Source organism: Aeromicrobium sp. (genome assembly GCF_049586495.1).
Taxonomy (GTDB): Bacteria; Actinomycetota; Actinomycetes; order Propionibacteriales; family Nocardioidaceae; genus Aeromicrobium.
The window spans coordinates 1-7149 of the sequence record NZ_JBAVCB010000185.1; the positions used below are offsets into that span (position 1 = coordinate 1).

A 7149-nucleotide genomic window follows, 5' to 3' on the forward strand; every position below is an offset into this window, starting at 1 on the left:
CCCGCCTCCGCTACACACCGCATGACACCGCAGCACACCGATCAAGAAGAGGCACCCTCGTGGCCAGCAAGAGCTCTGACGTTCGTCCCAAGATCACCTTGGCCTGCACCGAGTGCAAGGAACGCAATTACATCACCAAGAAGAACCGTCGCAACGACCCCGATCGTCTCGACATCAAGAAGTTCTGCCCCCGGTGCAAGGTGCACCAGCTGCACCGCGAGACGCGCTGACCCCAAGCACCTGCACGACAGCCCCTCCTGCGCGCGCCGGAGGGGTTTCGTCATGTTCCGGGACAGCACGTCGTGGCTGCTAGCGTCGTCGCCGTGGACCTCGCCGACCTGACCACCCTGCGCCTGGGTGGCCCCGCCCGGACGTACGTGGTCGTCGAGACCGAACAGCAGCTGATCGACGCCGTCCGCGACGCCGACGCTGCAGGTGTCGCGTCCCTGCTGGTCGCCGGAGGCAGCAACCTCGTGGTGGCGGACGCGGGTTTCGACGGGACGGTTGTGCAGATCGCCACACGGGGGATCACGGTCGATCGCGACGCGTGCAGCGGCGCGATGGTCACGGTGGCTGCCGGCGAACCCTGGGACGATTTCGTCGCACGCGCCGTGGGGGAGCAGTGGGTCGGGATCGAGGCGTTGTCGGGCATTCCCGGATCGGTCGGCGCCACGCCGATCCAGAACGTCGGCGCCTACGGCCAGGAGGTCGCCGACTCGATCGCCACGGTCCGGGTGCTGGATCGTCTCGAGGGCCGCATTCGCACCCTGGCCGCCGCAGACTGTGGATTCGGATACCGGCACAGTCGATTCAAGGCCGAGCCGGACCGCTACCTCGTCCTGACCGTCACGTTCCAGCTCCGCCTCGGTGCTCTCGGCGCTCCTGTGGCCTATGCCGAGCTCGCTCGCACGCTGGGCGTCGAGGTGGGCGAACGAGCTTCGCTCACGGCGGTTCGCGACGCCGTGCTGGCGCTGCGTCGCGGCAAGGGGATGGTCCTCGACGCCGCCGATCACGACACATGGAGTGCGGGGTCGTTCTTCACCAATCCACTGCTCACCTCCGAGCAGGCAGACACTCTCCCTGCCGAGGCGCCCCGATTCGCGCAGGCCGATGGGTCGATCAAGACGAGCGCAGCCTGGCTGATCGATCGGGCAGGATTCGGCCAGGGGCACGGCACCGGTGCGGCAAGATTGTCGACCAAGCACGTCCTCGCGCTCACCAACCGGGGGGGAGCCACGACCGCCGATCTGCTGGCCCTGGCTCGCGAGGTCCGCGACGGCGTCGAGGCGGCCTACGGCATCGTGCTGATCAACGAGCCGGTGCTCATCGGGTGTGCGCTGTAGCGGCCGTCACGACGGGTAGCCGCTGTCGTAGCCGTTGATCACGGCGATGCCGGTCACCATCAACAGCAGGACGATGATGCCCAGCACCAGGAGCACGGTGCCGATGATGCCCATCACCAGACCTGCCTTGGCCTGCCCGCGCCCCTGCCAGCGGCCGGGCTCACGGTCGATGTCGCGCAGGGTCGACACGCCGTAGTACCAGGCCAGCGGCGCCAGCACGGCCACGCCCAGGACCGCGAGGATGCCGAGCGTGAGGGCTGCGGTGGCGCGAGGGTGCTGCGGATACGTCATGGCGTCATCATGCCGGGCCGGGAGGACTGGCGAGCCACGAGTCGACTCCAGCCAGCGCGTCCTGCACGAGGCCCGTCGGGGCCGCTGAGGCCCGCAACGACATGCGGGCGAGCTCGGCCAGGTCGAGATCGGCGAAATCCTGCGCGGCTCGCATCAAGGCGTACTGACCTCCCAGGCTGGATCCGAACAGCAACGGGTCGTCGGCGCCCAGGGCGACGTCGATCCCGGCATCCATGAAGGTGCGCACCGGCACCTCCTCCAGGGTCGCGTACACGCCGAGCGACACGTTGGAGACCGGACACACCTCGAGGGCGACGCCACTGGTCGCCAGTCGGTCCAGCACCCGGGGGTCTTCGGCCGACCGCACGCCGTGGCCCAGCCGGTGGGCGTGCAGCGCGTCGAGTGCGGTCGTGACATTGGCTGGTCCGAGCAGCTCCCCGGCGTGCGGCACGAGCCGAAGCCCAGCGCGATCGGCGATGGCGAACGCCGCCGCGAACTCAGTGGTGTCGCCCCGGCGCTCGTCGTTGGACAGGCCGAAGCCGAGCACACCACGGCCGGCGTACTGCGCCGCGAGCCGCGCGAGCGTGCGAGCATCGAGCGGATGTCGGGTGCGGTTGGCCGCCACCACGACGCCCATCCCCAGCCCGGTGCGTGCCGTCGCCTCGCGCACCGCATCGATCACGAGCTCGGTGAACGCAGTGATGCCACCGAACGTGCCGGCATAGCCCGATGGGTCGACCTGGATCTCGGTCCACACTGCACCGTCGCGCGCGTCGTCCTCGGCCGCTTCGCGCACGAGTCGTCGGATGTCCTCCTCGGTCCGCAGCACCGACCGCGCGACGTCGTACAGACGCTGGAATCTGAACCAGCCCTTCTCGTCGGTGGCGATCAGCTGGGGCGGCCAGTCCTCGACGAGGGAGGCGGGCAGCCGGACGCCGTCGCGGGCGGCGAGCTCGAGCAGCGTGCCGTGCCGCATCGAACCGGTGAAGTGCAGATGCAGGTGAGCCTTCGGCAGCGAGGAGATCACGCGATGGCTCATGACCGCCATCTTGTCAGCGACGCCCCGTCGTCGGTTGGTTCGCCGCTGCGGTAGTCAGTTCGACTCGACCGGGATCGACCACGTACACTTCCTGAACCGGCGAAACTCACTCTAGATCGTCATGCCCTCACCCGGGTTGGGCGAGCCGGGGCGTGAGACCGGTGGACGGCACTAGCTCAACTGGTAGAGCATCGGTCTCCAAAACCGAAGGTTGGGGGTTCAAGTCCCTCGTGCCGTGCCAGATCGAAGTACCCGAGAAGCGCAATCAAGGAGAACAGTGAGCGACAGTCACGAAGTGGCCAGCAAGCGCGGTCGGACGTCGCCCATCACGTTCTATCGTCAGGCTGTTGCTGAGCTCCGCAAGGTCCATTGGCCGACGCGCCCGCAGGTCATCAACTACTTCTTCGTGGTCCTGGTGTTCGTGCTGATCATGATGGCGATCGTCGCCGGCCTCGACTTCGGTCTGGCCAAGGCGATGTTCTGGATCTTCGCCTGACCACCCCGCGCCCCCTATTTCCCAGTGACCCCAGAAGAGGATGTCGACGTGCCTGACGTGACCACCGAGAACACGGAGCAAGACACGACCGAAGGTTCGGACCCCACCGACCAGGTCGAGGACGCTCCTGTCGAGGACGTGCCTGTCGAGGACGTGCCTGCAGACGCCGCCGACGCCACCCTCGACGAGGTCGAGTCCGATGAGGACGAGGCCCCCGTCGTCGACGCGCTGCAGGAGTTCAAGGACCGTCTCTACAGCCAGTTCGGCGACTGGTACGTCGTGCACACCTACTCCGGCATGGAGAAGCGGGTCAAGGCCAACCTCGAGAACCGCATCACGTCGTTGAACGCAGAAGACTTCATCTTCGAGGTCGTCGTGCCCACCGAAGAGGTCGCCGAGATCAAGAATGGCCAGCGCAAGCTGGTCAAGCGCACCGTGCTGCCCGGCTACGTCCTGGTGCGCATGGACCTCACCGACGAGTCGTGGGGCGTGGTCCGTCACACCCCGTCGGTCACCGGGTTCGTGGGCAACTCCCACCAGCCCGTCCCCCTCAGTCTTGCCGAGGTCGAGTCCATGCTCGCCCCGGCAGTGGAGGCTCAGGTCGCCATCGCGGCCGACGCCTCCGATCAGCAGCAGACGGCTGCGGCCGCCAAGATCGAGTTCACCGACTTCGCGGTCAACGACTCCGTCATGGTGGTCGATGGCCCGTTCGCCACGCTGCACGCGACCATCACCGAGATGAACATCGACGCTCAGCGGGTCAAGGCCCTGGTCGAGATCTTCGGTCGCGAAACGCCGGTCGAGCTCAGCTTCACCCAGATTCAGAAGGTCTGACCGCGCGAGCGATCACAGGCACAACCCCACTACGAAGGACCCGAGACACATGCCTCCCAAGAAGAAAGTCGCAGCCATCGTCAAGGTGCAGCTGCAGGCCGGTTCGGCCAACCCTGCACCGCCCGTCGGTACCGCACTCGGCCCTCACGGCGTCAACATCATGGAGTTCTGCAAGGCGTACAACGCCGCGACAGAGTCCATGCGCGGAAACGTCGTCCCGGTCGAGATCACGATCTACGAAGATCGCTCGTTCACGTTCGTCACCAAGACGCCGCCTGCGGCCGAGCTGATCAAGAAGGCCGCTGGCCTGAAGAAGGGCTCGTCGGTTCCGCACACGGACAAGGTCGGCAAGATCTCCAAGGCGCAGATCCGCGAGATCGCCACGACCAAGATGCCCGACCTCAACGCCAACGACATTGATCAGGCGATGAAGATCGTGGAGGGCACAGCGCGCTCCATGGGCGTCACGACCGACTAGTTCCATCCCCGTACCACTAGTGGCAGGGCCAGCTGGGCCCGCTTGACCACGACTGGTGACACACCCACACACAAAAGGAAGTACCAGAGATGGCACAGCACTCCAAGGCATACCGCGCGGTTGCCGACAAGATCGACAGGGACTCCCTGTACACGCCCCTCGCGGCCACCACGTTGGCTCGGGAGTCCGGCAGCGCGAACTACGACTCGACCGTCGACGTGTCGATGCGTCTGGGCGTCGACCCTCGCAAGGCCGACCAGATGGTGCGCGGCACCGTCAACCTCCCGCACGGCACGGGCAAGACCGCCCGGGTCCTGGTCTTCGCCACCGGCGCCAACGCTGACGCCGCCCGCGAGGCCGGCGCCGACTTCGTCGGCTCCGACGACATGGTCGAGAAGGTCAGCGAAGGCTGGCTCGACTTCGATGCCGTGGTCGCGACCCCTGACATGATGGGCAAGGTGGGTCGTCTCGGTCGCGTCCTCGGCCCGCGCAACCTGATGCCCAACCCCAAGACGGGCACGGTCACGACCGACGTCGCGAAGGCCGTGGGCGACATCAAGGGCGGCAAGATCGAGTTCCGGGTCGACCGTCACGCCAACCTGCACTTCGTGATCGGCAAGGCGTCGTTCAGCGCCGAGCAGCTCGCCGAGAACTACGGCGCGGCGTACGACGAGGTCCTGCGACTGAAGCCGGCCAGCTCCAAGGGACGCTACGTCAGCAAGATCGTCGTCTCCACCACGAACGGCCCCGGCGTTCCGGTCGACCCGAGCCGCGTTCGCAACTACGCGGGCACCGACGAAGTCTGAGCAGCGCCGACGTATTCTCGGCCCATGCGCGTGACTCGAGTCCTCGGGGCGGTGGCCACCGCCGCGTTGTCCGCCGCGTTGCTGGTCGGGTGCGGCGAGAAGGAGGAGGCAGCCCGTGGCAACTCCTCCTCGGATGATGTTGCCGCAGCTGCGCTGACGAAGGAGAACTTCGGCTCGACGATCGGCGACGCGATGATCGCGTCGGGTTCGGCCCACCTGTCGATGTCGGGCACCATCATGGGTCAGGAGCTCGCGGCAGAAGGCGACCACAAGATCGGCAAGACGCTCGCTGACCATCAGCTCGGCTTGACCATGCAGGTGCTGGGCATGGATGTGGAGATGCGACTGTTCGACGAAGTCGTCTACGTCAACCTCGGCCCCCTGACACAGAGCATGTTTGCCACGATCGACCTCAACGACTCCAGCAATCCGCTGGTGGAGCAGTTTGGGGGGATGGTCGACCAGGCGGACATCGCGGCCCAGCTCGAGAACGTCAAGAGCGCCATCAGTGGCTTTGAGAAGGCTGGCGAGCCCGAGACGATCGACGCGGTCATCGCGCAGCCCTACACGGTCACGCTGGACCCCACGAAGCTCGCGGAGGGCCAGGAACGGATCCCCAAGTCGCTGAAATCCACTTTCTACGTGGGACCCGACAACCTGCCTCGGCGCTTGCTCATCGAGGTGCAGGGCCAGACGTTGACGCTCGACTTGTCGAAGTGGGGCGAGTCGGTCTCGATCGAGAAGCCGGCCGACGACGAGATCACCGAGTTCGACGTCGGGCGGGTCGCGACTGCCGCCTGACACACTCCGATTAGGCAGCCGTCACGGCCTGCCCTAGACTCGGGGTGCCGAAGACCGCTGGTCGGCCGCTTCTCGGAGTGGCTCGAAGCGCCCGAGAGGGCGGCCCGCGCAGGTTACGTCAGATGCTTCCCGCGTCCCGTGCCCTGTGCCCGGGACGTTTTTCTTTCTGGTGCGGCGATCGGTCACAGCATGACTGACCACCACGTACGTGAAAGGAGACCCATGGCACGCCAGGACAAGGCAGCAGCAGTTGCCGAACTCGCGGACAACTTCCGCGAATCCAATGGTGCTGTACTCACTGAGTACCGCGGTCTCACCGTCAAGCAGCTGCAGGAACTGCGGCGCATCCTCGGTGAGAACGTGAGCTATGCCGTCGCCAAGAACACGCTGACCAAGATCGCCGCCAAGGACGCGGGAGTTGAGCTCGACGAAGCTCTGCTCACGGGTCCGACTGCCATTGCCTTCATCAACGGTGATGTCGTCGAGGCGGCCAAGGGTCTGCGCGACTTTGCGAAGGCCAACTCCCCCCTCGTGATCAAGGGCGGCTACCTCGATGGTGCCATCCTGACTCCCGAGGAGATCGCCAAGCTGGCCGACCTCGAGTCGCGCGAGGTTCTCCTCGCCAAGCTCGCAGGTGGCATGAAGGCCAGCCTCTCGAACGCCGCGTCGTTGTTCAACGCCCCGCTGTCGCAGGCCGCCCGAGCTCTGGGTGCTCTGCAGGCGAAGGCCGAGGCCGACCCGTCCGTTCTGGCTGCCGGTGCTCCGGCAGCAGCAGAACCCGAAACCGCTGAGGCGCCCGTCGCCGAGGCTCCGGCCGAGACCGAGGCATCTGCCGACGTCGAGGCACCCACCGAGGGCTGAAGCCCGATTCGATCGGGGCCCCCTCGGGGCCTCACCACAGGAAGGACGCCACCATGGCGAAGCTCAACACCAGCGACCTGCTGGACGCATTCAAGGAAATGACCCTCATCGAGCTCTCGGAGTTCGTGAAGGAGTTCGAGGACACGTTCGACGTGACCGCTGCTGCCCCCGTGGCCGCCGCCGCCGCGCCTGCTGCCGGT

The 7149-nt window shown here is 66.5% G+C and carries 10 protein-coding genes, 1 tRNA gene and 1 pseudogene; 10 read left to right on the forward strand and 2 right to left on the reverse strand.

Annotated elements, in window-relative coordinates; all coding sequences use genetic code 11:
* Positions 1 to 59 precede the first annotated feature (59 nt).
* Positions 60 to 230, forward strand: coding sequence for a 50S ribosomal protein L33 (rpmG, locus tag WB508_RS09650; RefSeq protein ID WP_423844681.1), 171 nt, complete (start codon positions 60 to 62; stop codon positions 228 to 230).
* Between the two features lie 72 nt (positions 231 to 302).
* Entirely contained in the window at positions 303 to 1343 is a 1041-nt protein-coding gene (locus WB508_RS09655) for a UDP-N-acetylmuramate dehydrogenase (protein WP_423844672.1), read from the forward strand.
* Positions 1344 to 1349: 6 nt separating this feature from the next.
* Here the strand turns inward: WB508_RS09655 and WB508_RS09660 are convergent, their stop codons facing one another.
* Together WB508_RS09660 and WB508_RS09665 are read right to left on the reverse strand one after the other, a co-directional pair.
* Positions 1350 to 1634 carry a DUF4190 domain-containing protein gene (locus tag WB508_RS09660; protein ID WP_423844673.1) on the reverse strand — a complete coding sequence of 95 codons (285 nt, stop codon included), beginning with the start codon at positions 1632 to 1634 and terminating at the stop codon, positions 1350 to 1352.
* Between the two features lie 7 nt (positions 1635 to 1641).
* On the reverse strand, positions 1642 to 2673 hold the full coding sequence (locus WB508_RS09665; protein WP_423844674.1) for an adenosine deaminase: 1032 nt from the start codon (positions 2671 to 2673) through the stop codon (positions 1642 to 1644).
* A 165-nt stretch (positions 2674 to 2838) separates the two neighbouring features.
* Between WB508_RS09665 and WB508_RS09670 the strand changes: the two genes are divergently transcribed.
* The 8 genes and pseudogenes from WB508_RS09670 to WB508_RS09705 all read left to right on the forward strand — a co-directional run.
* A tRNA-Trp gene (locus WB508_RS09670) sits at positions 2839 to 2914 on the forward strand.
* 36 nt (positions 2915 to 2950) lie between these two features.
* Positions 2951 to 3169, forward strand: a complete 219-nt coding sequence (secE, locus tag WB508_RS09675) for a preprotein translocase subunit SecE (RefSeq protein ID WP_423844675.1) — start codon at positions 2951 to 2953, stop codon at positions 3167 to 3169.
* A gap of 48 nt (positions 3170 to 3217) precedes the next feature.
* Positions 3218 to 4003: a transcription termination/antitermination protein NusG gene (gene nusG, locus WB508_RS09680; RefSeq protein ID WP_423844676.1), complete on the forward strand. Its 786-nt coding sequence runs from the start codon at positions 3218 to 3220 to the stop codon at positions 4001 to 4003.
* 49 nt (positions 4004 to 4052) lie between these two features.
* On the forward strand, positions 4053 to 4481 hold the full coding sequence (gene rplK / locus WB508_RS09685) for a 50S ribosomal protein L11 (protein ID WP_423844677.1): 429 nt from the start codon (positions 4053 to 4055) through the stop codon (positions 4479 to 4481).
* An 89-nt stretch (positions 4482 to 4570) separates the two neighbouring features.
* A complete protein-coding gene (gene rplA, locus WB508_RS09690) occupies positions 4571 to 5287 on the forward strand; it encodes a 50S ribosomal protein L1 (RefSeq protein WP_423844678.1) in 717 nt (238 codons plus the stop codon).
* A 24-nt stretch (positions 5288 to 5311) separates the two neighbouring features.
* Entirely contained in the window at positions 5312 to 6088 is a 777-nt protein-coding gene (locus WB508_RS09695; protein ID WP_423844679.1) for a hypothetical protein, read from the forward strand.
* Positions 6089 to 6310: 222 nt separating this feature from the next.
* Entirely contained in the window at positions 6311 to 6949 is a 639-nt protein-coding gene (gene rplJ, locus WB508_RS09700; RefSeq protein ID WP_423844680.1) for a 50S ribosomal protein L10, read from the forward strand.
* 53 nt (positions 6950 to 7002) lie between these two features.
* A pseudogene (locus WB508_RS09705) lies at positions 7003 to 7149 on the forward strand (50S ribosomal protein L7/L12); the annotation flags it as partial.